Below are 24,188 nucleotides of genomic sequence, written 5' to 3'. Positions count from 1 at the left end.
GCCGGTCGCGCCTGTGTCGTCGATTTTCACGCCCTTGATCCTTCGGCCCAGGCGTTCCAGCGCGGTCCATCCCAAGCGCACGCTGGACATGTCCCCGAGACCCAGAACTTGAGCCTCGAGGCGCGGCCCTCGGGGCTCTTTTTCTGCCGCGCCGGGCGATGCGGGCCCTGCGGCTGTTCACGGGCCCCGCGTCCCCGTACCAGAAGGCCCCGGGAGCGGCAGGACGGGCATGCAGCGCATCACCATCACCATCGACGACGCCCTGCTGACGGCGGTCGACGACCTCTGCGCACGGCGCGGCTACGGCAGCCGCTCGGAGGCGGTGCGCGACATCGTCCGCGACGCCCTGGCGCCGGCCCGCGCCGCGGAGACCGGCGGATCGGCGGCCTGCTACGGGGCCCTGAGCTACGTCTACAGCCACGGCACCCGCGACCTGGCCCGCCGGCTGACCGGCGAGGGGCATGAGCACGGCGTCTCGATCGCCAGCCTGCACGTGCACCTGACCCACGACGCGTGCCTCGAGGTGGCGGTCCTGCGCGGGCCGGTGGCCCGGATGCAGAGCTACGCCGACGCCGTCGTCACGCAGCGCGGCGTCCGCTACGGTCACCTGCACCTCATCCCGGAGGGTGACGACGCCCACGCCCATCCGGGCCACGGCAACGACGGCCCGGGGTGAGGGCGCCCCCCGCCCGCGATCCAGCGCCCCGTCGGCTGCGCCCCACGCGCAACACGGCCGGCCTAATCCGCCCGTATGATTTTTTCGTATGTTTATCATACGGGCGGCGTGCGAGAGTCCGCGGATCGCCACGCCTCGCCCGGTCTGCCGGTGTCACGCCCGACTTCCCGCTCGACTTCCCGTCCTGTCTGCCGCCACCGGCCTGCCGCCCCAGGCCTCCGCGCCGTGACCCGGCTGCTCGCCGCGGGCGGCCTCGTCGTCGCGACCGACGGGCGCGGCTGGGCGGCGCCGGGTGAGGGCGCCCCGACACCGTCGGCCGTCACCCTGTCCGAGATCTCGGTGGTCCCCGCGGCGCCTCCAGTCATCCCCGCGACGGACGGGCCCGGCGCCAGCGCCGGCTATGTCGGCGGCGTCACCGGGATCGGCGGCGCCCTGCTGAGCGTCGACGCGGCCAGCGCCGGCCTCATCGGCGGGGCGGTCCTCAACGCCCGCCCGGTCACGCGGCCCGGCGAGGTGCTGGAGGCAGTGCCGGGCCTGATCGTCTCCCAGCACAGCGGGGAGGGGAAGGCCAACCAGTACTTCCTGCGCGGCTTCAACCTCGACCACGGGACCGACATCGCCATCAGCGTCGACGGCATGCCGGTCAACATGCGCACCCACGCCCACGGCCAGGGCTACGCCGACCTCAACTTCCTCATCCCCGAACTCGTCGGCGCGGTGGAGTACCACAAGGGGCCGTACTTCGTGCGCGACGGCGACTTCGCCTCCGCGGGCTCGGTGCGCATCGACTATCTCGACAGCGTGCGGGAGAATCTCGCGCTGACCTCGATCGGCAGCTTCGGCTACAAGCGGGCCCTGTCGATCGCCTCGGCGCCGCTGGGCGAGGGCACCCTTCTGGTGGCCGGCGAGGCGCAGGTCTACGACGGGCCGTGGACCGTCCCGGACGCGCTGCGCAAGCTCAACGGCGTCGCCCGCTACAGCCAGGGCACGGCGCTGGACGGGTTCGCAGTCACCGGCATGGCCTACGCGTCCCGCTGGACGGCCACCAACCAGATCCCGGAGCGGGCCGTCGGCGCGGGGCTGATCGGCCGCTACGGCACCCTCAACCCCGCGGATGGCGGCGACACCGCCCGCTTCTCCCTGTCGGGGCGGTTCAGCGCCACGGACGACACCGGCATCACCCGGGCCTCGGCCTACGTGATCCGCTACCAGATGAACCTGTTCAACGACTTCACCTACTTCCTCAACGATCCCGTCGGCGGCGACCAGTTCCACCAGCTCGACCAGCGCGTCCTCGGCGGCGGCGAGGTTCTGCACATCTTCCAGGGCGACCTGTTCGGCCGGCCGCTGGAGGTCGAGGTCGGCGCCCAGACGCGGACGGACTCGATCCGCGTCGGCCTGTTCAACACCGCCTTCCGCTGGTACCGCTCGACCGTGCTCGACGACCGCGTGCTGGAATCGAGCGGCGCCCTCTACCTCGACACCCGGGTGCGCTGGACCGAGTGGCTGCGCACGAGCGTCGGCGTGCGGGCGGACGGCTACTACGCCGACGTCCGCTCGGACACGCCGGCGAACTCGGGACGGGCCACCGACGGCATCGTCAACCCGAAGCTCGGCCTCGTGCTCGGACCGTGGTCCGACACCGAGATCTACGTGAATTACGGCGGCGGCTTCCACTCGAACGACGCGCGCGGCGTCACCGCCACGGTCGATCCCGCGAGCCCCCTGTTCAACATCACCCGGTCGCCCTTCCTGGTGCCCTCCACGGGCTACGAGCTCGGCCTGCGCAACCGGTCGATCGCCGGGCTGGAGACGAGCCTCGCGCTGTTCCGGCTCGACTTCGCCTCGGAGAACATCTTCCAGGGCGACACCGGCACCACGGAGCCGAGCCGCCCGACCCGCCGGTTCGGCGTCGAGTGGACGAACCGCTACGCGGTGACGCCGTGGCTGTCCCTGGACGGGGATCTGACGATCACCAACGCCCGGTTCTCCAGCTACGACCCGGCGGGCAACCGGGTGCCGGAGGCCCCCACGACCATCGCGTCGGCGGGCGTGACCTTCGGCGAGCCCCTCGGCTGGTTCGGGAGCCTGCGGGTCCGCTATTTCGGGCCGCGCCCGCTCATCGAGGACAACGCGATCCGCTCCCGGGCGACCGCCCTGCTCAACGGCCGCATCGGCTACCTGTTCGACACCGGGGTGAGCGTCTCGCTGGACGTGCTCAACCTGACGAACAGCAAGGCCGACCAGATCACCTACGCCTACGTCTCGCGCCTTCCGGGCGAGCCCGCCGAGGGGCTGATCGACCGCGTCTTCCACCCGGTGGAGCCCACGGCCGTGCGCCTGACGATCGCCGGGCGGTTCTGACCGCCGGCGCCACGACGACACGCGGGTCCCGACCCCCTCGCGGCAGACCCACGCCGCGACGGACTTCGTCCCGGCGTTTCGGTCGCGTCAGCCACCGCTGCGCGAGACCCGGTAGTCGCGCGGGGTCAGGCCGTAGGTCTCCCGGAACGCGCGACTGAGCTGGGCGCCGCTCCCGAAGCCGTAGGCCTCCCCGATCGCGCCGATCGACCGCGGCTCCAGCGGATTGTCGAGGGCGGCCCGCACGGCCGCGAGGCGCTGCCGCGCGCGGTAACGCGCCACCCCACCTTCCGGCTCGAACAGGCGGTAGAGCTGGGAGCGCGATATGCCGAGCGCCCGCGCGATCGCGTCGATCCGGGGCGGCGTGTCGAGCTGGCCGCGGATGAGCCGCTTCGCGGCCCTGAGCCGGGCGGCCTCGAGCGGCGCGGCCGCGCGGGCCGCTCCCTCCAGGCTCGGGCGCGCGCAGGCCGCGACCATGTGGAGCGTGGCCTGCGCGATCGGGGCTGCGTCGGTCGCGGTGATCGCGCCGCTATGCGCGGCCAGGCTCCGGATATGGTCGGCGAGCAGGCGGCCCGCGCCGCCGGTCAGGATCAGCCCGTGCATCGCGTCCTCGTCCGGCAGCACGGTGGCGATGGAGGCGCGCGGGACGGCCAGGATCAGCGAGTCCGTCTCCGGCACCCGGCTGCGGCGGTACGGCTGCGACAGGTCGTTGAGGCTGACCGCGCCCGCCGGAACCTCCGCCACGCCCCGTTCGGTCTCGACGCTGTAGGCGTGCCGGCTGAGGTGCAGGACGAACCCGTCCTGACCGTCGCGCCGGATCCGGGAGCGGGACCGGGCCGGCCCCTGCGGTGCGGCGCTCATGACGCGCAGGGCCATCGGGCCGATCAGCGTCGTCTCGATCCGGCCCGAGAAGCCGTGCGGATCGGCATCGAGGTCGTGGGCTGCGAACAGCGCGCGCCACGCGGCGAAGCGGTCGCGCTCTGGCAGGGCATCCGTCGTGAAGAGGGAACGGGGTACGACGTTCACGGCGGGACCGATGAGCGAGGGTTGAGTGATTTTACCTTACGTTGCGCGAGCGACCAGTGCGCACGGGACACAATCTACGATCTGACGCGACCCGCTCCCGCGGGGCGACGGTCTGTACCCCGGGACCATCGTCCCATCGCGGCAGTGCCGCGATGGGACGACCTTCGGGCCACCAGGGCTTGCGAGAAACATAACGCGTTATATAATTGATGTCGGGAGAACCGACATGCCGGCAGACATCCTCGACGAACTCGGGCCGCTGTTCCTGGGCAGCCGCCTCAAGCGCCTCGCCGACCGCTTCCAGGCCGACGCCGCCCGGATCCTGCGGGACGAGGGGCTCGGCATCCAGCCGGCCCAGTTCCCGCTCCTCGCCGCCATCGACCGCTACGGACCGCTGACCATCGGCGACGCCGCCGCCGCCCTCGGCGTCAGCCAGCCGGCGGCCACGCGCACGGCGGCGAGCCTCGTCGCGCTCGGCTTGCTCGAAGAGGCGCGGTCGGACGCGGACCTTCGCCAGAAGGCGCTGTCGCTCAGCGGTGCGGGCAAGGCCCTGATGGCGCGCGCCAAGGACGCGCTCTGGCCGCGCGTCGACAGGGCCGTCGCGAGCCTGTGTGCCGGCCTGTCGGGCCCCCTGCTGGACCAAGTCGCCGCCCTGGAGCGCAGGCTCGACGCCGTCCCGTTCGCGGCCCGCATCCGCCAGGACGGCGCGGCCGGCGACGCCGCGACGGGCCTGACGATCCGGGACTACACGGACGCGCTGGCGGACCGCTTCCGCGACATCAACGCCGAGTGGATCGAGGCGATGTTCGCGCTGGAGGAGAACGACCGCCGGATCCTGTCCGATCCCCGCGGCGAGATCCTGGACCGCGGCGGGCTCATCCTGTTCGTTGAGTCGGCGGATCTCGGGATCGTCGGCACCTGCGCGCTGATGCGGACGGAGGCGGGCTGCTACGAGCTGACCAAGATGGCCGTGTCCGCGCGGGCCCGGGGCCGCAAGGCCGGCGAGCACCTGCTGCGGGCGGTGCTGGCCCGCGCCGCGGCCATGGAGATCGAGACGCTCTACCTGCTGACCAACACCAAGTGCGCGGCCGCCGTGCACCTGTACGAGAAGGTCGGGTTCCGGCACGACCCGGAGATCATGGACCGGTTCGGCCGGCGCTATGCCCGCTGCAACGTGGCCATGCGCTATCCCCTGTGACGCCGCGCGCCCGACGCGCCGAGGGCGACCCGTTCCCGGTCGTGCCGCCCGGCGCGGCGACGAAGCGCGGATCCCGGCCGTGCGCGGGCCCGCGCGGCGCCGCAGCGAGCCGCTCCCATCCGCGGAGGACAGCTGCACGCTCTGCGTCAGATCTCGTTCAGCAGTGACGATGCGCGGACAGACAAAATGATGGGCGCGAAGAGTTCAACTGAAAATTGATTTGGCCGATCTGTTTGTGAGAGCATCAGCAACAGATCCCGTAACGGAATCTTATCGTCGCGCTTCCATCTTGGCGGTCTCGCTCTGGAGCTGCGCTCGGACAATGAAAGCTTGGTTCGCGAAACTCTCGATCCAGCACCGGCTGGTCGGAGCACTCGCGCTGCTCATCGTCTGTCTGCTCCTCGTCGGCGGCGTGGGCCTGCACGCCGTCGGCGATCTCGCCGAGGACCAGGTCCGCCTCGGCAACGGCACCCTGCCCAGCGTGCGCTACGCCGGCGAGCTGCGCGGCAACGTGATCGACGTGCGCGTCAGCGTCGTGAACCACATCCTCTATCCCGAGGCCGCCCACATGCGGGCCGAGGAGGCGGCCCTGTCGAAGAAGACGGAGGCGGTGGCCGCCGCGATGCGCAACTACGCGCCGCTGATCGACGGTCCGAAGGAGCGCGCGCTCTTCGACGTGTTCGACCGAGAATGGAAGAGCTACCTCGCGGCGATCCCTGCCGTGCTGGAATACTCGCGGACGGGCCGCAAGGATCTGGCGCTGCGCGAGAGCTTGGTCGGCGTCCGCCCCCACATCAAGGCGGCCTCCCAGGCGCTCGAGGAGATCGTGGCGCTCAACAACGCCAGCGGCGAGACGGCGATCGCCCAGGGAGCGGCCGCCGCCTCCGGCGCGAAGCGGCTCATGCTGGCGATCGGCGCCATCGCCCTCGTGCTCGCGACCGCGCTCGGCGCGCTGATCGTGCGGAGCATCGCCGCCAGTGTCCGCGCCGTGCTGGAACCGATGCGGCGGCTGGCGGCCGGGGACCTCGCGGTCGCGATCCCGCACCAGGGCGAGCGGAACGAGATCGGCCAGATCGCCGACGCCGTGCAGGTCTTCAAGGATTCGGGGATCGAGGCGCGGCGGCTGGCCGCCCTCCAGGCCGAGGCCGACGCCGCCAAGATGCGCCGCGCCGAGCTGCTCGACCGCATCACCCGCGGTTTCGAGCGGGAGGCCGGGGCGCTCACGGACGAGCTGACCGCCGCCGCCACCGAGATGGAGGCGACCGCCGCCTCGATGACCGAGATCGCCGCGCAGACCAACACCCTCGCGGCGAGCGTCTCGGTCGCCGCCGAGCAGACCTCCGGTAACGTCCAGCAGGTCGCGAGCGCGACCGAGGAGATGGCGGCCTCCGTGCAGGAGATCAGCGGGCAGGTGACCCATTCGGTGGAGATCGCCGCCTCGGCCATCGCCCGCGCGCAGGAGACCGGCACCATCATCCGGGAGCTGTCCGACAGCGCCGACCGGATCGGCGCGGCCGCCGGCCTGATCTCGGGCGTGGCGAGCCAGACCAACCTCCTCGCCCTCAACGCCACCATCGAGGCGGCGCGCGCCGGCGAGGCCGGCCGCGGCTTCGCGGTGGTGGCCGCCGAGGTCAAGACGCTGGCCGAGCAGACGGCCCGGGCGACCCAGGAGATCTCCGCCCGGATCGGCGCGATCCAGTCCGCCACGCGGGGCGCGGTGGAGGCGGTCCAGGGCGTGAGCCGCACGATCGACGACATGTCGGGCATCGCCACCCACATCGCCTCGGCGATCGAGGAGCAGGGCGCGGCCACGCGCGAGATCGCGCGGAACGTCCAGGCGGCCGCGCACGGGACCCGGCAGGTCACGGGCCATATCGGATCGGTGCGCGAGGGGGCCGGCGAGACCGGATCGGCCGCGACGCAGGTTCTCGACGCCGCGCGCACCCTCGCGGTCCGGTCCGACGGGCTCAGCCGGGCCGTCCGCAGCTTCCTGGACGAGGTCCGGGCCGCCTAGAGCTGCGCCCGATCGAGGCGCGACGGGGCGATCGCCGAGCCCGTGCCGTCCGCGGTGCGGGCCCCTCTCCCGCACGGCAGAGGGTGCATGGCGCGGCTGCCCCGCCGGAGCGTCTGTCTCCCGGATCTGTCTTCCGGAACGGTGCACAACGACCGGGACCGCCGCCCGCGTGGGGCCTCGGCGCGCCGGTCGGCCCGGGGATCGGGCCGCCCCGCCCGCGCTCAGTTGCAGCCGTCGCAGATGCTGCGCTCGATCTTGTTGAGCCGGGCGCGCTCGTGCTCCTGCACGGCGCGCGGCGGCACCTCGCCTGGGCCGAGGGACGTGCCGGGGGGTTTGGTCACGCCGAGGCTGTTGGTGTTCGGCGCCGTGATCGTCGTGGCCGGGCCGCCACCCGTGCCGGTCTGGTCGGGCGCCAGGCCCTGGGCCGCGAGGGTGGCCGGGACGGCCAGGCTCAGCAGGGCCAGGCCCGCGGAGCGGAAGAGGGTTCGGGTCATCGTACCTCCCGTCGTCGAGCGCGCGTGAAACAGCTTGGCAGTATCCGTCGCCTCCCGAAACCGCCTTCGTCCAGTCGTGAGCCGGATGGCTCCACTATCCACCGTAATCCGACTGGCCGATAGAGTCCCGACTGCGCTCAGAGCGATCGCTTGGCGGACCGGTTCGGCTGCCGGCCCGGTCGGTCCGATCCGATCCGATCGCGCGATCATCGGGCGAAATCTATCCAGTCAGATCTTAGTCGATCGCTAATAAATATTAGCTAAGTATTTACAAGAGCGGAATCGGGTCCCGTCGAGAGCGGATCCGGGAACAGGGAGCCTCGCATGTGCGTCGCGTGTGACTGGGCACCCCATTTCCAGGCCTTCGGGGGCGGGCGCGCCGTCAATCGGCGCGCGGTGCTGCGGTCGGGCGCGGCCATCACCGCGACGGCGCTCGCGCTGGACCTCGTCCCGACGGGCGCCCGCGCCGAACCGGGGAGCGGCCGCGCGGCCGCGGCGGGGCCCGCCGACGTCGTGTTCCACAACGGCCCCGTCTACACGGTGGCGGGGCCGGCCCCCTGGGCCGAGGCGGTCGCGGTGCGCGGCAACACCATCGTCCATGTCGGTGACGCGGCCGGCGCGCTGGCGCTGGCCGGACCGGCCACGCAGGTGGTGGATCTCCAGGGCCGGCTGCTGATGCCCGGCTTCGTCGAGGGGCACACCCACCCGTTCCTCGGCGCCTTCCTGACGTCCGGTGTCGACCTGCAGCGCGACAACCTCGCCCAGGTCCTCGCGGCCATCGAGGCCTACGCGAAGGCGCATCCGACCGGGCCGATCCGCGGCTTCGGGTGGCGCGTCGACATGTTTCCCCCAGAGGGCCCCAACCGGGCCGAACTCGACGCCATCCTGCCGGACCGGCCGGCCTTCTTCTTCGCCATCGACGGGCACAGCCTGTGGGCCAATTCCAAGGCGCTGGCGATGGCCGGCGTCGACCGGGACACGCCCGACCCGATCCCGCGCTTCAGCTACTACGCGCGCGACCAGAAGGGCGACCCCACGGGCTACGTGCTCGAGGTCAACGCGGTCCTCGGGCTGGTCAACGCCGTGGAACCCATCAGCGTCGCCGCCATGGGCAGCCTGCTGGAGGGCTGGCTGCCCAAGGCCGCGGCCGCCGGCATCACCACGGTCTTCGACGCGGGCGTCCCGCCCGTCGGCAGCGATCAGGCCGCCATCATCGCGCTCTACGTGGAGGCCGAGAAGCGCGGCACGCTGCCGTTCCGCGTCTCCGCCTCCTACTCGGTGAAGTCGCTGCCGATCGACGACACGGTCGAGCAGTTCAACGCCGTGCGTCGGCAGGTCTCCGGCGAGCTCGTGCACGTCGACATCGTGAAGATCGTCGGCGACGGCTCGCAGGGCGGCTACACGGCGTGGCTGATCGAGCCCTACGCCGACCTGCCCGACTCGACCGGAGGGTCGCCCTTCACCGAGGCGCAGTGGCACGACCTCGTCGGCGCGGTCGACGCGGCGGGCTTCGACGTCCACGTCCACGCCTGCGGCGAGCGGACCGCCCGCGTCGCCCTCGACGCGATCGAGAAGGCCGTGGCGAACAACCCGGCCCGCGACCGGCGGCACGCCATCGCCCACTTGGTCTATGTCGAGGACAGCGACGCGCCCCGCTTCGCCCGGCTCGGCGTGACCGCGCAGTTCTCGGCCAACTGGTCGTCGGCCGATCCCGACACGCTGCAGAACATGATGGCGCGCTACGGCGCGCACCGCGCCAGCCGGATGTACCGGACCAGGACGATCCTGAAGCAGGGCGGGCGGGTCTCCTTCGGCACGGACTGGCCGGCGGCCGGCTACGTCTCGACCTACGAGCCCCTCACGTCGATCCAGGTCGGCGTGACGCGGCAGCTGGTCGGCCGGCCGGACGCGCCCGTGCTGAGCCCCGCCGACGAACGCTTGACCGTCGCGGAGGCGATCCACGCCAACACGATGGGCGCCGCCTACCAGCTCCGCATGGACGACAGGATCGGGTCGGTGGAGGTGGGCAAGCGCGCCGATCTGATCGTCCTCGACCGCAACATCCTGACGATCGATCCGCACGAGATCCACCGGACCAAGGTCGCCCTGACCATGATGGACGGCGTCGTGCGGCACCGGGCCTGAGGATCCGGCCGGACGATCAGGCCGACCGGTCAGGGGCCCGGCGCGGCGCCGGCGGCCGTCCCGCCCGGATCCGCGAGCCGGTCCGCCACCAACCGGCAGAACGCCTCGGCCGCAGGCGGCATCGTCCGCCCGGCCTTCTTGATCAGGCAGACCGGACGCTCGAACAGCGGGTCGTCGATCGGCCGCGAACGGAGCAGGGGCTCGGCCCGGATCTCCCGCGCCGCGCCCGGGAGGATCGTCAGGCCGAGGCCGGCCCGGACCATGCTGACAGCGGTCATCATGTAGGTGGCCTCGCAGGCCACGCGGGGCAGGCGGCCCGAGCCGACGAAGGCGCGGTCGACCACCGCCCGCACGCTCGTGGCCGGGTCCATCAGGATCAGCGGGTGCTCGGCGAGCGCCGCGATCGTGACCCGGGGCAGCGCGCCGATCGGGTGATCGGCGGGATAGATCACGTGCAGGGCGTCGCGCGTCCGGTGCAGGACGCCGATCTCCGGATCGCGGACGTCGCCGCCGACGATGCCGAGATCCGCCTCCTCCTCGCGCACGAGGTCGAGCACCCGCTGCGCGATGACGTCCTTGATCCGAAACGTCACGGCGGGGTGCTCGGCGCGGAAGCGGACGATCGCGTCGGACAGCACGCTCGCCGCGAAGGACGGCAGCGTCGCGACGCGCACGACCCCGTGGCGCCGTGCCGCGAGGTCGCGGGTGTCGACCACCACGGCGTCGAGGTCGCGCAGCACCCGCTCGAACACGGGCAGCAGCTCGCGGCCGAGCCGCGTCGGCGCGACGGTGCGGCTGGTCCGGTCGAGGAGCCGTGCGTCGAGCATCTCCTCCAGGCGCTGGATCTGAACCGTCAGGGCGGGCTGCGACAGGTTCAGCAGGGCGGCCGCGCGGGTGAAGCTGCCGACCTGGACGACGGACACGAAGGCCCGGACTTGCCGCAGGCTGAGATCCATAATCTCAGGCTATCGCTGCGATCCGATCTTTTCAATTGTATCATGAAGCCGTCCGCCGTTTCCTGACCCGATACAGGCGCGGGTCCGAACCGCGCCGGCGCCAACGGGAGGAACGGATGCTGGCCCTGCTCGGCCTGTGCACGATCGCGCTGCTGCTCGCCGTCATCCTGACCAAGCGGATGTCGCCCCTCGTGGCGCTGATCGTCATCCCGGTCGCGGCCGCCCTGATCGGCGGGTTCGGGTTCGATACCGGCAAGTTCGTCCTCGCCGGCCTGCAGAGCCTCGCGGGCGTCGTCGGCATGTTCGTGTTCGCGATCCTGTTCTTCGGCATCGTCAGCGATGCCGGGATGCTCGACCCGATCATCGACCGGATCCTCGCCCGGGTCGGCACCCGCCCCACCCGGATCGTGCCCGGCACCACCCTGCTGGCGCTGCTGATCCACCTCGACGGGTCGGGCGCGGTGACGTTCCTGATCACCATCCCGGCGATGCTGCCGCTCTACGACCGCGTCGGCATCGACCGGCGCGTCCTGGCCTGCGCCGCCTCGATGGCGGCGGGGGTGAATTTCCTGCCCTGGACCGGGCCGATGATCCGCGCCTCCGCGGCCCTCAAGCTGCCGATCCCCGAGATCTTCTCGCCCCTCGTGCCGGTACAGGCGGTCGGCCTCGTCTTCATCTTCGCCGCCTCGTACTGGCTCGGCCTGCGGGAGGAGCGCCGTCTGGCCCTCGTCCCCGGGACGACGGGGTCCGCGGGGTCCGCGCCCGGCCCGGCCACGACCGCCCGGACCCTCAGCGACGCGGAGCGGGCCCTGCGCCGGCCCGACCGCTTCTGGATCAACATCGTCCTCACGGCCGCGGTCCTCGGGACGATGGTGTTCCTGGCCGAGAAGGTGCCGCCGGCGCTGATGTTCATGCTCGGCACGGCGCTCGCGCTGGTCATCAACTACCCGCAGGTCGACGCCCAGCGGCAGCGCGTCGACGCGCACGCCAGGGCCGCGATCCTGATGGCCTCGATCCTCCTCGCCGCCGGCGTGTTCACCGGGATCATGCAGGGCACCGGCATGCTCAGGGCCATGGCCCAGACGGCGGTCACCTTCGTGCCTCCCGAGATGGGGCGCCACATCCCGTTCGGGCTCGGCCTCGTGTCGATGCCCCTGTCGATGCTGTTCGACCCGGACTCGTTCTACTTCGGCGTCCTGCCGGTGGTGGCGGAGGTGGCCCACCAGCTCGGCGTCCCGCCGGTGCAGGTCGCCCAGGGGGCGCTGCTCGGCCAGATGACGACGGGCTTCCCCGTCAGCCCGCTGACGCCCGCGACCTTCCTGGTCTGCGGCCTGACCGGGATCGACCTCGCCGACCACCAGAGATTCACCTTCCCGTTCCTGCTGGCGGCCTCGGTGGTGATGACCCTCGCCTGCGTCGTCTTCGGCGTCTTCCCCCTCTGATTCCCCTTTGACTCCCTCAGACAGCGGAGAGCGCGCCATGAGAACCGTCCGCCTCGGCGCCGGCGCCGGCTATGCCGGGGACCGCATCGAGCCCGCCGTCGAACTCGCCGAGCGCGGCGACCTCGACTACCTCGTGTTCGAGTGCCTCGCCGAGCGCACCATCGCGCTGGCGCAGCAGGCGAAGCTGCGCGACCCCGAGGGCGGCTACGATCCGCTGCTGGAGGCGCGCCTGCGGGCCGTGCTCGGGCCGTGCCGGGCCCGCGGCATCCGCATCGTCACCAACATGGGCGCGGCCAACCCGGTCGCCGCCGCCCGGAAGGCCGGGGCGCTCGCGCGGGAGCTGGGCCTCGCCGGCCTGCGGATCGCCGCGGTGACCGGCGACGACCTGCTCGACGCGGTGCGGGCGGGCGACTTCGTCCTGGAGGAGAGCAGCGAGCCGGTCGCCGGCCTCGGCAACCGCGTCGTCTCGGCGAACGCCTATCTCGGCGCGGCGCCGATCGTGGCCGCCCTCGCGGACGGCGCCGACGTGGTCATCACCGGCCGCGTCGGCGACCCGGCCCTGTTCCTGGCCCCCCTGGTGCACGCCTTCGGCTGGGCAATGAACGACTGGGAGCGCCTGGGCCGCGGCACCCTCGCGGGCCACCTCCTCGAATGCGCCGGCCAGATCACCGGCGGCTACTTCGCCGATCCGGGCTGCAAGGACGTACCGGACCTCGCGCGCCTCGGCTTCCCCATCGGGATCGTGGCCGAGGACGGCACGGTCGAGATCACGAAGGTCGCGGGTTCGGGCGGCCGGATCAGCCTCGCCACCTGCAAGGAGCAGCTGCTCTACGAGGTGCACGACCCGGCGCGCTACATCCAGCCGGATGTGGTCGGCGACTTCTCCGAGGTCGAGATGGAGCAGGTCGGCCCCGACCGCGTCCGGGTGCGCGGCGCGACGGGCGCGCCGGCGACGGGCCTCCTGAAGGTCTCGGTCGGGTACGTGGATTCCTATATCGGCGAGGGGCAGATCTCCTACGCCGGGCCCGGCGCCCTGGCCCGCGGCCGGCTCGCCCTGTCGGTGGTGCGCGAGCGCCTCGCCCTCACCGGCGTGGCGACGACCGAGCTGCGCTGCGACCTGATCGGCGTCGACGCGCTCCACGGCGCGGCGCTGTCGGGCGGGCGGGAGCCCTACGAGGTCCGCCTGCGGGTCGCCGGGCGGACCGAGACCCACGCCGAGGCCGTGCGGATCGGCAACGAGGTCGAGACGCTCTACACCAACGGCCCGGCCGGCGGCGGCGGCGCCTGGAAATCGGCCCGCGAGGTGGTGGCGGTGCAGTCGGTCCTCGTCCCGGCCGCCCTCGCCCGGCCGCGCGTGCACGTCGTCGAAGCCTGAGAGCCGGGAGACCCGAGGATGAAGCTGCGCGCGCTCGCCCATGCCCGCACGGGCGACAAGGGTAACACGTCGAACATCGCGCTGATCGCCTACGACGCGGCCGATTACGAGCACCTCGCGGCGCACGTCACGGCCGAGCGGGTGCGGGCGCATTTCCGCGGGATCGTGACCGGCGACGTGACCCGCTACGCGCTGCCGAAGCTCGGGGCGCTGAACTTCGTGCTCACGGGCGCGCTCGGCGGCGGCGTCACCCGCTCCCTGGCCCTCGACGCGCACGGCAAGAGCCTCGGCGCCGCGCTCCTCGATCTGGACATCCCGGACCTCGGCGCCGGCCGAGCCGCACGCGGAAGCCCGAGACGGTGAGGGGCGAGGCCGCCGCGGCATGATCGCGATGCGGGTTCGAACCAGAGGCCGCCCATGACCGTTGACGGTCGTTCAGCGTGACCGTTCGAAGAGCCCAGATGGACCGCCCCCGCCGCGTCGGACTGCCCTGGTACACCCCGGAGCAGTACCCATCCCTGCGCACCAGCCTCGCGGACGGCGCCAAGCTGCCCCCCGACTACGAGACCTGGCGCGTCGCCACGGAGCAGATGGAACGGGAGGTGCAGCGCAGCGGCGTCGAGGTCGTGCGCGTGCCGGTCGAGCCGGAGATCTTCGCGGCGTGGTGCGAGCGCGCCGGGCTCCCGCGCGACGCCGCGGCGCGCGCCCGGTACGCGGCCGCCGCGCTGGCGGCGGACTGGGCCGTCTGAGAGCGGGCGCCCAGCCGGGCCTCGATCCGGGCCCCGAGCCGGGCGTCGTTCGACGGGTCCCCGCGCCCGCATCACAGATCACGTCGATCCCGCCATCCCTGACGGCTTGTCCTGCGAGGACTAGCACATCGCAGTAGAGCGGTTGCGCGCAACTCTTTTCCGCCGATCTCACGCGACTCGTCCCGACGGAGCGGTCCGGGGAAATCTGGCAAATTAGAATTATTACATGTTGATTTTGTCTCTGATCTGCAACTGAACTGCCGTTATAGGCTCACAGGCGGGCTTGACCTATTGCGTTCCTGTGCGGCGGCCGCGCAGATGGAGGTCTCGCAGCCGAATCCGACCGCGGCGGCTGCAGCGCCCAAGAGTTGCCTGCATGTGCGTCGATTTCGCTCCCGCTCCGTCCGATCGACCACAGAAGCGCCTCCCGTATTGGGGGTCGCTCCTGCTGTCGGCGGCCGTCGGTATCTCGCTGCCCGCCGACGAATTGGCCGCGCAGCCGGTGAGCGGCGGGCAGTCTGCTGTCACCCTCGACGAGATCCAGGTTGTCGGACAGGGAGGATTGTCGCCCAACACGGCGACCGGGCCGGTCAACGGTTACGTCGCCAAGGCGAGCGCGTCCGGCACGAAGACGGACACGCCGATCATCGAGACGCCGCAGACGATCAACGTCGTGGGGGCCCGCCAGATTCGCGACGAGGGGGCCTCGACGCTGGCCGAGGCCCTGGCCTACACGCCCGGCCTGAGCAGCCAGGCCGTGGGCGGCTTCGCCAAGGTCTCCGACGGCTTCACGATCCGCGGCTTCACCGTCGAGGCGGGCAACTCGGGGCTGCTGCGCGACGGCCTGAAGCTGCAATCGGGCGTCTATGACGGGACGCAGGAGCCGTACGGGCTGGAGCGCCTGGAGGTCCTCAAGGGCGCGGCGTCGATCCTGTACGGCCAGCTCTCGCCCGGCGGCATCGTCAACGCCGTCAGCAAGCATCCGTTCCAGACGCCGTTCAACGAGATGAACGTCAGCTTCGGCCAGTACAATCGCAAGGAAGTGTCGGGCGATTTCACCGGACCGCTCACCGACGACGGCGCGTGGTCCTACCGGCTGACCGGGCTGATCCGGAACAGCGACAGCTATCTCGCGTACACGCCCGACGACAAGCGCTACATCGCGCCCGCGATCACGTGGCGGCCGTCGACGGCGACCTCCGTCACGCTGCTCGGCTACTATCAGGAGATCCACACGCGCTTCCAGCCGCCGCTCTCGGCGGTCGGCACGCTGCTGCCCAACGGCCGGTTCCCCCGCTTCGCCATCGACCGGTTCTACGGCGAGCCCGCCTTCGACCGGTACGATTCCCGGTCGGGCGCGATCGGCTACCAGATCGACCACGCCTTCTCGGACTCGGTCCGGCTGCGCCACGCCCTGCGCTACTACCAGTCGGGGGTCGACTGGGACTACCTGACCCCGACATCCCTGCTGGCGAACCGGCAGGTCGCGACGCGCGGCGTCAGCATGCGCAATGAGAACGCGACGGGCGTGGCGTCGGACACCTCGCTCGAGACGAAGTTCGTCATCGGCCCGACCGCGCACACGCTCCTGACCGGCATCGACTACTACCGCAGCTTCCTGAACTCGGAGCGCTACACCAACGGCACCGTCGGCAATCTGAACGTCTACGCCCCGGTCTACGGCCTGACCTACCCGCGGATCAATTACGCGATCAACACCGGCTCGAAGAGCCTGCTCGACCAAGTCGGTATCTACGTCCAGGATCAGGTCAGGTTCGACCGCTTCGTCTTCCTGGCCGGCGGCCGCCAGGACTTCGCGCGCACGCAGGTCCTCACCTACCGCACCGGCGCGCAGCTCGATCAGAACGACAGCGCCTTCAGCGGGCGGCTCGGCCTGCTCTATCTCGGCGATTACGGGCTGGCGCCCTACGTCTCCTACAGCCAGTCCTTCCAGACCTTCGCGGTCACCGACCGGAACGGCAATCCCTTCCAGCCGTCGCTCGGCGAGCAGTACGAGGGCGGACTGCGCTGGGAGGTCCCGGGCGCCGACACCCTGCTCAGCGCCGCGTTCTACCGGATCAACCAGACGAACGCGCTGGTGGCGGACCCGGTCAACCCGGTCTTCAGCACGCAGGCCGGGCAGGTCCGCTCGCAGGGCTTCGAGGCCGAGGCGCGGACGAATTTCGGCCCGCTGGAGGCGGTCGCCTCCTACTCGTACACCGATGCCCGGCAGACGCGGACCACGGTCGCGGCGAACTTCAACCAGCGCCTCGACCTCGTGCCCTACAACCAAGCCGGCGTGTTCGGCACCTACGACATGGGCCTGTTCGGGATCCCGGGCCTGCGGCTCGGCGGCGGCGTGCGCTACGTCGGCAGCTCGAACATCTCGGGCGCGACCTTCGACTCGCGCGCGGCGACCCTGTTCGACCTCGTGGCGCTCTACGATTTCGGCGTCGCCGACCCGAGCCTCAAGGGATGGCGCGCCCAGATCAACGCCCGCAACGTCCTCGACCATTCCTACGTCACCTGCGTCACGGTAAATGGCTGCCGGTACAGCGAGCCGCGCAACGTGTTCGGGACCCTCACATACCGGTGGTGAGCCTCTCGCTGGCGGTCGCCCCCACGCGGGGCGGCGGGTCCGGACGCGGCGGGACCGCGCCCTGGCATCCGCGTCGGACGGCCGCCGTGACCCCGCCAGCGTCGGCCCCGGCCGGATCGGCGCGCGGTCCCTGATCCGACGCACCCCTGCGCCCGCCGCAGACCGAGAGCGCCGCGCGCTCCGGGTCCCCGCCGTCGCGGCCCCTCGTCCCGCGCGCGGGAGAAGAGGTCCGCGCCGTCCTGTCGGGATTGACGCGGGCCCTCGCGGAAGGGTCCGCGCCCGGATCAGGCTTCGGCCGCGTCGAGGGCCTCGGCGAACGCGTCCTGGAACGCGGTGCTCCGGAGGATGTCCAGGTGCCGCGCGCCGGGAATGATCCTCAGCTCCGCGACCGGCGCCAGCGCGCTCCAGTCGCGCAGGCGCTCCGGTCGCGTCAGCGAATCCGCGGCCTGGAAGACGTGCACGGGCTGCGCCAGCGGCGCGAAGGCGTGGCGCTTGGCCCGTACGCGCTTGTCCAGGAGAGCCCACAGCTCGAACTCGCGCGCCGTCAGGTCGGGCCCGTCCGCGGGCAGCTCCGGGTTGTCGATGAGGTAGGCGTCGAGCGCCTCCCGCTCGTCCGCGTCCATGCGGGCGATCAGCCCGCGCCACTGCTCGGCCATCCGCGAGCCCTCCAGCCAGTCCGCGCGCCGCCGCGCGGCCAGCGCCCGCGCGTCCGCGTCCAGAGCCCGCGGCGCCGCGAAGGGCACCGACTCGAACACGTCCACGAGGCCCAGGAAGTCGACGCGCACGCGCCCGTCGAGACGGCGCGCGGTCTCGTAGGCGAGGTCGCCGCCGGACGACCAGCCGACCAGCGCGCACCGGCCGCCCGGCGCGTGCGCGGCGATGCAGTCCGCGTAGGCGCCGCTCAGCGCGGGCACGTCGTACCCCTGCCAGCGCGCCTCCGTGTAGACGTGGCTGACGAAGCCGTGGACCGGCCGCTCCGGGCCGAGCCGCGCGGCCAGCGCGGCGAACTCGGTGGCGTTGGCGATCAGGCCGGGGACGCAGAAAAGCGGAATCCGTCCGCCCTCGCGGCGGAGATGGACGATCTCCGGCCCGCGCGGAGCCGCCGGCGCGACGCGTTCGGCGAGGTCGGCGAGGCTCTTCGCGCCGAGGATCTGGGCGAGGGTGAGGGTCTTGCCCCCCGCGACGCCCTGCCGGCGGATGCGCGCGAGCATCTTCAGGCTCAGGATCGAGTCGCCGCCGAGGTCGGCGAAGGCGTCGTGGCGGCCGATCGCGGACGGATCCAGGCCGAGGAGGTCGGCCCAGAGGGCGGCGAGTGCCCGTTCCGTCCCGTCCCGGGGCGGATCCTTCCCGTCCGTCCCGCGCGCCGCCTCCAGCGACGCCAGGGCGCGCCGGTCGAGCTTGCCGTTGGGGGTCAGGGGCAGCGCGTCGAGCCGGGTCAGGCTCGTCGGCACGAGGGCCGGCGGCAGGCGCTCGGCGAGCCGGGCGCCGACCGCGGCGAGGTCGAGGTCCGGGTCGGCCACGACGTAGCCGGCGAGGCGCGGGCCGTCCGCCCCGTCGGCCTCCGGTTCGGCGAGCGCGATGACGGCGGCGTCGCGGATTCCCGGAAGGTCGCGCAGGGCCGCGGCCGCCTCGCCGGGCTCGACCCGGTGGCCCCGGATCTTCACCTGGTCGTCGGCCCGGCCCACGAAGGCGAGGCTGCCGTCGCGGAGAAGCCGGACGCGGTCGCCGGTCCGATAGAGGCGCGCCCCGGGGCCGGCATGCGGGTCCGGGACGAACCGCTCGGCGGTGAGGCCCGGCCGGTCGAGATAGCCCCGCGCGACCTGCGGCCCGCCGAGGTAGAGCTCCCCCGTCGCGCCCGGCGGCACCGGTGCGAGGAATCCGTCGAGCACGCGCGCGCGGACGCCCGGGAGCGGCGTCCCGATAGGCGCGCCGCCGGCCCAGCGTCCGGCCCCGTCCTCCGGGCCGAGCGCACCGCCCCGGTGTTCCGCCCCCGCGCGGACCTCCTGGCACAGCGCGCCGACCGTCGCCTCGGTCGGCCCGTAATGGTTGACCACCCGGCAGCCGGGCTTCAGCGCGGCGATCCGGTCAACAAGGGGCCAGCGCAGCGCCTCGCCGCCGAGGATGAGGAGCCGTTCGGGCAGCGCGGCGGCGGGGTCGGCCGCCTGGAGCAGGGCGCCGAGGTGGCTCGGCGCGATCTTCAGGGCGTCGATCCTCCGGCCCCCGGCCGCGTCCCCCCCGACCGCCGCGGCGAAGCGGTCGGGGTCGAGGGCGGTCTCGTGGTCGAGGAGGTCGAGTTCCGAGCCGCCGGCCAGCGCGCCGAACAGCACGGTGTTGCCCAGGTCGGCCGCCACGGTCGAGGCCATCGCGACGCGGCCGCCGACGGGCAGGCCGACGCGCGCGAGCATCCCGGCCACGTACTGCGCGAGGCCGCCGCGGGTCACGACGACCCCCTTGGGCCGGCCCGTGGAACCCGACGTGTAGAGGATGTAGGCCGCCGCGTCGGGATGCGGCGGCGCGGCCGCGAAGGGCGGGGCCGCCGCGTCCTCGGCCGGGTCGAAGCGCGCCGCGATCACCGGCCGGTCGGGCCGGTCGCCCGGAACCGGCTCGCCCAGGACGAGGCAGGCCCCGCACTCGGCCACGAGGTCGGCCCGGCGGGCGGCCGGGAGGCCGGGATCGATCGGCACGTAGGCGGCGCCGGTCTTGAGGATCGCCAGGAGGCCGAGCACCCATTCGGGGCCGCGGCCGAGATGGAGGGCGACCCGCGTCTCCGGCCCCGCTCCGTCCGCGGCCAGCCGCGCGGCGAGGCGGTCCGAGGCGGCATCCAGCTCGGCCCGGCTGTGGGAGCGCCGGCCCTGCCGCAGGGCGGGCGCCTCCGGTGCCTCGGCCGCGCGGGCGCGCCAGGCCGCGACCACGTCGAGCGCGACCCCGTCGAGCGCGGCCGGGTCCGTCGCCGCGGCCGGGGCGGGGCTCGCCAGCGTGTAGAGCGGGCGGTCGGGTTCGGCGACGGCCGCGGCGAGCAGCGTCGCGAAGGCCTCGGCCAGGCCCGCGACGGTCTCGGGGTCGAACAGGTCGCGGGCGAAGGCCAAGCGGCCGCACAGGCCCTCGGCGGAATCGACGAGATCGAGGCTGAGGTCGAAGTGGACGTCGCCCCCGTCGAGGCCGCGCAGCCGCATCGGCCGTCCGGCGAACCGGGCGTCGGGCGGGGGCGCGGCCTGCTCGGTGACCTTGACCTGGAACAGCGGGTGGAGTCCGGGCCGGCGCTCCGTCGCCGACGCCGCGACGATCCGGTCGAACGGCAGATCGGCGTGCGCCTGGGCGGCCAGCAGCCGATCGCGGACCTGCCGGAGATGGGCGCGGAACCCGTCGCGCGGGTCGACGCGGGCTCGCAGGACCCCGATGCCCGTCAGGTGGCCGACCATGCCGCGCGTCTCGGGCCGCGCGCGGTCGGCGAGCGGCAGGCCGACGCGCACGTCCGCGCCGTCGCCGTAGCGGGCCAGCGTCAGGGCGAACCCCGCGAGGGCGGCCATGAACGGCGTCGCGCCCTCGCGGCGGGCGAGGCTCCGCAGGGCCTCGCTCACTTCGGGCGGGATCCGGAACGCGTGGATCCCGCCCGAAGCGGCGCGCTCCGCGCGGCGGGGCCGGTCGAGGGGCAGCGGCGTCTCGGCCGGGGACGCGCCCAGTTCCGAGCGCCAGTACGCGGCCTGGCGCTCGGCCTCCCCGGCCTCGAGCCGGCCGTGCTGCCAGAGGGCGTAATCCGCGTACTGCACGGGCAGCGGCGGCAGGCCGTCGGCCCCCGCCTCCCGCGACCGGGCCGCGTACAGGGCGTCGAGGTCGCGCAGCAGCAGGGGGATCGACTGCCCGTCGGCGGCGATGTGGTGCAGGCCGAGCAGGATCCGGTCGGTGCCGTCCCCGAGGCGGTGCAGCTCGACGCGGAGCAGGGGGCCCGCCTCCAGATCGAACGGCGTGCGGGCCAGGGCCTCCGCGAGGGCGTCGCTGCCGGCGGCGTCGAGCCCCTCGCGGACCCGGATCGGGACCGGGGCGGCCGGATGGACGCGCTGGCACGGCTCGCCCCGCGGATCCAGCCCGAAGGTGGTGCGCAGCGGCTCGTGGCGCCGGACGAGGTCGTCGACGGCGGCCTGGAGCAGCGCCGGATCGAGGGTCCCGGCGATCTCGACGAGGCCGGTCAGGTTGTAGGCTGGGCTCAGGGGCTCGCGTTGCCAGGTCAGCCACAGGCCGCGCTGCGCCGCCGAGAGCGGCAGCGCCGTCCTGTCGCCGTCCGCCGGGACGATCGGCAGGGTGGCGAAGTCGATCCCGTTCTCGGCGAGCTTGGCGAGGAAGACCCGGCGCTGCTCCGGCGCGAGCCGGGCGAAGCGTCGCGCGATCTGCGTGGCCTGGAGGGTCATGTCCGCGTCGCTCCTGCCTCCGACTCGAGCGCGTCGAGCCAGCTCTCCATGTCGGTGAGGTCGGCCGCCCCGGACCGGCCGGTGCTGCCGGTGCTGCCGGTGCTGCCGTCCGCGTCGATCCGGGCGGCCAGATCCGCCAGCGTCGGGTGATCGAAGACCGCGCGCAGCGGCAGGCGCGGTCCCAGGCTCTCCTGGACGGCGGCGACGAGCTTCATGACGAGGATGGAATCGCCGCCGCGCTCGAAGAAGGTGTCGGAGCGGGCGACGGCGTCGGGCCCGGGCAGGCCGAGCACCGCGGCCCAGAGATCGGCGAGGCGCCGCTCGGTCGCCGTGCGCGGCGGGTCGGCGTCCGGGGCGGGCGCGTCCGCGTCGGGCTTGGGCAGGGCGCGGGCGTCGAGCTTGCCGCTCGTCGAGAGCGGCAGGGCGCCGAGCAGGACGATCGCGGTCGGCACCAGGGCCTCGGGCAGGTCGCGGGCCAGGGCGCGGCGCAGCTCCTGCGGGTCGGGGTGCGCGCCTAGCGCGGGCACCGCGTAGGCCACGAGCCGCGCGGGGCCGTCGGGTTTGCGGCGGGTGAGGACGGCGGCCTGGGCGATGCCGGGCTGCGCGCGCAGGGCGGCGGCGACCTCGCCGGGCTCGACGCGCTGTCCGCGGATCTTGACCTGCTCGTCGGCGCGTCCGCGGTAGTCGAGGGCGCCGTCGGGGCGGCGTGCGGCGCGGTCTCCGGTGCGGTAGAGGCGCGCGCCGGGCCTTCCGAACGGGTCGGGCACGAAGCGCTCGGCGGTCAGGCCGGGGCGTCCGAGATAGCCGCGGGCGAGGCCGGTGCCGCCGATGTAGAGCTCGCCCACCACCCCCACCGGCACCGGGTGCAGCGCGTCGTCGAGGACGTGGAGCTGCGTGTTGGCGATCGGGTGCCCGATCGGCACGCGCGGGGCATCCGGCTCGGGCCCGCAGGTCCAGGCGCTGACGTCGATGGCCGCCTCCGTCGGCCCGTAGAGGTTCGCCAGGTCGGCCCGGCTCTGGGCGCGGACGGCGGCCGCGAGGTCGGGGGCGAGCGCCTCGCCGCTGCACACGATGCGGGACAGGCTCGAGCAGGCGGCGAGCCGGCCGGACGCCAGGAACGCCTCCAGCAGGGCGGGCACGAAGTGCACGATCGTCACCGCGTCCCGCCGGATCAGGGCGGCCAGCGCGTCCGGATCGCGGTGGGCCTGCGGCGGCGCCATGACGAGGCGTGCGCCGCTGACGAGGGGCAGGAGGATCTCCCAGACGGCGACGTCGAAGGAGACCGGGGTCTTGTGCAGGATCACGTCGGCGGGGCCGACCGCGAAATGGGCCCGCATCCAGGCGAGGCGGTTGGCGATGGCGGCGCGGGTGTTGGCGCAGCCCTTGGGCGTGCCGGTCGAGCCGGACGTGTAGATGAGGTAGGCCAGGGCGTCCGGGTGCGGCGCCGCGGCCGGCAGGGCGGGATCGTCCGCCGCCTCTGCCAGATCCGGGGTGAGGATCTGCAGGTCCGGAAGCTCCGCCGGCCCGGGCATCCGCGCGGCCAGCCCGGACTCGGTGACGAGGAGGCGCAGGGCCGCCTCTCGGGCGGTCGCGACGAGGCGCGGGCGCGGCAGCTCGGGGTTGAGGGGCAGGATCGCGGCCCCCGTCTTGAGAACGGCGAGCCAGGCGACGAGCAGCGCGCAGGACCGCTCCAGCCCGACGCCGACCAGAGTGTCGGGACCGGCCCCGGCGCGGGCGAGGCGGCGGGCCAGCGCGGAGGCCGCGCTGTCGAGGGCGCGGCGGGTGAGCGCGCCCTGCCCGTCGGTCACCGCGACCGCGTCCGGGTCTTGCGCGAGATGGTCTGCGAAGGCGGCGAGGACGTCGCCGGCGCCGTCCGGGTAGGCCCGGGCGGTCGCGTTCGCCGAGCCGATCACCGCCCGGTCGCTGTCGGGCAGCGGCGGCGGCAGCGCCCCGAGCGGGGTTGCCGGGTCGGCCTCCGCCAGGGCGGCGAGCTGGGCCACGAAGGCGGCGAGCAGCGCCTCGGCATCCGCGGGCGCGAGGCGATCGGCGGCGTAGCTCAGGCGCAGGGCCAGCCGCGTCCCGTCGGGACCGGTCTCCGGGTGGACCACCAGGGTGACGGGGTAGTGCGTGGTCTCGGCGACGATGGCCGGGCCGAGGCGCAAGGCGTGCGGGTCGGCAGCGTCCCCGTCCCCGTCCCGGCCGTGGCGCGCGGCGGCGAGGGCGGCGTCGACGGGGTAGTTCTCGAACACCACGAGGCTGTCGAACAGGCCGCCCGTCCCTGTGCCCGTGCCCGTGCCCGTGCCCGCGGCGCCGGCGAGGCGCTGGATGGCGGCCAGGGGCAGGTGGCCGTGCTCGCGCAGGCCGAGACCGGCCTCCTGCACGCCCGCCAGCCACGCGCCGAGCGGCCGGGCCGGGTCGAGGTCGACGACCACCGGCAGGGTGTTGATGAACAGCCCGAGCACGGTTTCGGCCCCGGGCAGGTCGGCCGGGCGCCCGGCCACGGTCGTGCCGAAGGCGACGCGCGCCTGCCCGGTGCGGGCGGCCACGAGCCGGGCCCAGGCGGCCTGGACGCAGGTGTTGAGGGTGAGGTGCGCGGCCCGGGCCCGGGCGAGCAGCCGCCCGGTGGCGGCCGGCGGCACCCGGTGCCGGACCTCACCGTGGCCGGGCGGGCGCTGTCCGTCGCGGGCGCCGGGCGTGCCGGGCGGGTCGAAGGTGTCGGCGAGGCGGGTGGGGGCGTCGAGGCCGGCGAG

The 24,188-nt window shown here is 73.5% G+C and carries 15 protein-coding genes; 10 read left to right on the top strand and 5 right to left on the bottom strand.

Annotation, left to right across the window (positions count from 1 at the left end; translation table 11 throughout):
* Nucleotides 1–229 precede the first annotated feature (229 nt).
* Together nikR and BM314_RS24025 are read left to right on the top strand one after the other, a co-directional pair.
* Complete coding sequence (gene nikR, locus BM314_RS24030; RefSeq protein WP_091980728.1) at nucleotides 230–676, top strand: nickel-responsive transcriptional regulator NikR; 447 nt, start codon at nucleotides 230–232, stop codon at nucleotides 674–676.
* A gap of 225 nt (nucleotides 677–901) precedes the next feature.
* A complete protein-coding gene (locus BM314_RS24025) occupies nucleotides 902–3,040 on the top strand; it encodes a TonB-dependent receptor (RefSeq protein ID WP_170868168.1) in 2,139 nt (712 codons plus the stop codon).
* Between the two features lie 87 nt (nucleotides 3,041–3,127).
* On the opposite strand, the gene BM314_RS24020 is transcribed toward BM314_RS24025, so the two are convergent.
* On the bottom strand, nucleotides 3,128–4,063 hold the full coding sequence (locus tag BM314_RS24020; protein WP_091980726.1) for a helix-turn-helix domain-containing protein: 936 nt from the start codon (nucleotides 4,061–4,063) through the stop codon (nucleotides 3,128–3,130).
* Nucleotides 4,064–4,289: 226 nt separating this feature from the next.
* Here BM314_RS24020 and BM314_RS24015 point away from each other — a divergent pair, with 226 nt between their 5' ends.
* Both BM314_RS24015 and BM314_RS24010 read left to right on the top strand, forming a co-directional pair.
* Nucleotides 4,290–5,261, top strand: a complete 972-nt coding sequence (locus BM314_RS24015; protein WP_091927673.1) for a bifunctional helix-turn-helix transcriptional regulator/GNAT family N-acetyltransferase — start codon at nucleotides 4,290–4,292, stop codon at nucleotides 5,259–5,261.
* A gap of 322 nt (nucleotides 5,262–5,583) precedes the next feature.
* Complete coding sequence (locus BM314_RS24010; RefSeq protein WP_091980723.1) at nucleotides 5,584–7,275, top strand: methyl-accepting chemotaxis protein; 1,692 nt, start codon at nucleotides 5,584–5,586, stop codon at nucleotides 7,273–7,275.
* Nucleotides 7,276–7,496: 221 nt separating this feature from the next.
* Here BM314_RS24010 and BM314_RS24005 read toward each other — a convergent pair whose 3' ends face one another.
* Nucleotides 7,497–7,769, bottom strand: coding sequence for a hypothetical protein (locus BM314_RS24005; protein WP_020094328.1), 273 nt, complete (start codon nucleotides 7,767–7,769; stop codon nucleotides 7,497–7,499).
* Nucleotides 7,770–8,093: 324 nt separating this feature from the next.
* Here BM314_RS24005 and BM314_RS24000 point away from each other — a divergent pair, with 324 nt between their 5' ends.
* Complete coding sequence (locus BM314_RS24000) at nucleotides 8,094–9,914, top strand: amidohydrolase (protein ID WP_170868167.1); 1,821 nt, start codon at nucleotides 8,094–8,096, stop codon at nucleotides 9,912–9,914.
* A 29-nt stretch (nucleotides 9,915–9,943) separates the two neighbouring features.
* Here the strand turns inward: BM314_RS24000 and BM314_RS23995 are convergent, their stop codons facing one another.
* On the bottom strand, nucleotides 9,944–10,870 hold the full coding sequence (locus BM314_RS23995; RefSeq protein WP_091980721.1) for a LysR family transcriptional regulator: 927 nt from the start codon (nucleotides 10,868–10,870) through the stop codon (nucleotides 9,944–9,946).
* 116 nt (nucleotides 10,871–10,986) lie between these two features.
* Here BM314_RS23995 and BM314_RS23990 point away from each other — a divergent pair, with 116 nt between their 5' ends.
* From BM314_RS23990 to BM314_RS23970, 5 genes are all read left to right on the top strand, one after another.
* Complete coding sequence (locus BM314_RS23990) at nucleotides 10,987–12,312, top strand: CitMHS family transporter (RefSeq protein WP_091980719.1); 1,326 nt, start codon at nucleotides 10,987–10,989, stop codon at nucleotides 12,310–12,312.
* 37 nt (nucleotides 12,313–12,349) lie between these two features.
* Nucleotides 12,350–13,687: an acyclic terpene utilization AtuA family protein gene (locus BM314_RS23985; RefSeq protein WP_091980716.1), complete on the top strand. Its 1,338-nt coding sequence runs from the start codon at nucleotides 12,350–12,352 to the stop codon at nucleotides 13,685–13,687.
* Between the two features lie 18 nt (nucleotides 13,688–13,705).
* The gene (locus tag BM314_RS23980) at nucleotides 13,706–14,050 is read left to right on the top strand and encodes an AtuA-related protein (protein WP_091980715.1); all 345 of its coding nucleotides are present in this window, start codon (nucleotides 13,706–13,708) and stop codon (nucleotides 14,048–14,050) included.
* Between the two features lie 98 nt (nucleotides 14,051–14,148).
* Nucleotides 14,149–14,436, top strand: coding sequence for a hypothetical protein (locus BM314_RS23975; protein ID WP_091980712.1), 288 nt, complete (start codon nucleotides 14,149–14,151; stop codon nucleotides 14,434–14,436).
* Between the two features lie 562 nt (nucleotides 14,437–14,998).
* The gene (locus tag BM314_RS23970; protein WP_091980710.1) at nucleotides 14,999–17,035 is read left to right on the top strand and encodes a TonB-dependent siderophore receptor; all 2,037 of its coding nucleotides are present in this window, start codon (nucleotides 14,999–15,001) and stop codon (nucleotides 17,033–17,035) included.
* A 284-nt stretch (nucleotides 17,036–17,319) separates the two neighbouring features.
* Here BM314_RS23970 and BM314_RS23965 read toward each other — a convergent pair whose 3' ends face one another.
* A complete protein-coding gene (locus BM314_RS23965) occupies nucleotides 17,320–21,438 on the bottom strand; it encodes a non-ribosomal peptide synthetase (protein ID WP_091980707.1) in 4,119 nt (1,372 codons plus the stop codon).
* On the bottom strand, nucleotides 21,435–24,188 hold a 2,754-nt coding region (locus BM314_RS23960), incomplete at its 5' end, for a non-ribosomal peptide synthetase (protein ID WP_139237876.1). The genes BM314_RS23960 and BM314_RS23965, both read right to left, overlap by 4 nt.

Source organism: Methylobacterium sp. 13MFTsu3.1M2, assembly GCF_900112625.1.
Taxonomy (GTDB): domain Bacteria; phylum Pseudomonadota; class Alphaproteobacteria; order Rhizobiales; family Beijerinckiaceae; genus Methylobacterium.
The sequence above is the reverse complement of the archived record's forward strand: the minus strand, read 5'-3'. Positions and strand labels throughout refer to the sequence as shown.

Coding starts and splice junctions, on each gene's coding strand:
- nikR (WP_091980728.1), top strand. CDS start 230: ATGCAGCGCATCACCATCACCATCGACGACGCCCTGCTGACGGCGGTC.
- BM314_RS24015 (WP_091927673.1), top strand. CDS start 4,290: ATGCCGGCAGACATCCTCGACGAACTCGGGCCGCTGTTCCTGGGCAGC.
- BM314_RS24010 (WP_091980723.1), top strand. CDS start 5,584: ATGAAAGCTTGGTTCGCGAAACTCTCGATCCAGCACCGGCTGGTCGGA.
- BM314_RS24005 (WP_020094328.1), bottom strand. CDS start 7,769: ATGACCCGAACCCTCTTCCGCTCCGCGGGCCTGGCCCTGCTGAGCCTG.
- BM314_RS24000 (WP_170868167.1), top strand. CDS start 8,094: ATGTGCGTCGCGTGTGACTGGGCACCCCATTTCCAGGCCTTCGGGGGC.
- BM314_RS23995 (WP_091980721.1), bottom strand. CDS start 10,870: ATGGATCTCAGCCTGCGGCAAGTCCGGGCCTTCGTGTCCGTCGTCCAG.
- BM314_RS23990 (WP_091980719.1), top strand. CDS start 10,987: ATGCTGGCCCTGCTCGGCCTGTGCACGATCGCGCTGCTGCTCGCCGTC.
- BM314_RS23985 (WP_091980716.1), top strand. CDS start 12,350: ATGAGAACCGTCCGCCTCGGCGCCGGCGCCGGCTATGCCGGGGACCGC.
- BM314_RS23980 (WP_091980715.1), top strand. CDS start 13,706: ATGAAGCTGCGCGCGCTCGCCCATGCCCGCACGGGCGACAAGGGTAAC.
- BM314_RS23975 (WP_091980712.1), top strand. CDS start 14,149: ATGGACCGCCCCCGCCGCGTCGGACTGCCCTGGTACACCCCGGAGCAG.
- BM314_RS23965 (WP_091980707.1), bottom strand. CDS start 21,438: ATGACCCTCCAGGCCACGCAGATCGCGCGACGCTTCGCCCGGCTCGCG.